The organism is Oleiphilus sp. HI0061 (assembly GCF_001635675.1).
In genome coordinates, this window is sequence record NZ_LWFE01000137.1 from 1 (window position 1) to 684 (window position 684).

The 684-nt window shown below is 48.7% G+C and carries 1 protein-coding gene; it reads left to right on the top strand.

The window, feature by feature from the left end:
• Positions 1–603, top strand: a 603-nt coding sequence (locus A3735_RS01680) for a class I tRNA ligase family protein (protein ID WP_156491572.1), incomplete at its 5' end; no start/stop codon positions are given.
• Positions 604–684 lie beyond the last annotated feature (81 nt).

Below are 684 nucleotides of genomic sequence, written 5' to 3' on the forward strand. Positions count from 1 at the left end.
CACCCCTTTATCCCTTATATCACAGAGGAAATCTGGCAGCGTGTTGCTCCCTTGGCCGGTCAGTCTGGCGCAACCATTATGACTCAGCCTTACCCTGAAGCAGATGAGTCGAAAGTCGATGAAAAAGCACTGGGTGACGTTGAGTGGCTAAAAGGTGTCATCGTCGCAATACGAAACATTCGTGGTGAGATGGATATCTCTCCTGCCAAGGCAATTCCCGTTCTACTGCGTAACGGCAATAATGAAGATCAGCGCCGCTTCCAGGAAAACGAAGGCTTTGTTAAGTCACTCGCCAAGCTCGAGTCAATGAGCTGGTTAAATGACGAAGAAGCGCCTATGAGTTCAACTCAGTTAGTCGGCTCTATGGAAGTCTTGGTACCAATGGCCGGTTTGATCAACCTTGATGCCGAGATAGCTCGACTCAATAAAGAAATCGATAAGGCGGAGAAAGAAATTAAGCGCCTTTCTGGCAAACTGAACAATGAGAAGTTCGTAAGCAATGCGCCAAAAGACGTTGTAGAGAAAGAGCAGGCTAAGCTGGAAGACGCGCAAAGTAGCCAAGCCAAGCTGGCTGAACAGCTCGAAAAAATCAAGGCCATGTAATTGGCCTTGAAGCTACACATAATGGGTGCCGGTGCAATGGGCTGTCTTTGGGCAGCTCATCTGCACTGCGGATTTTCAGGG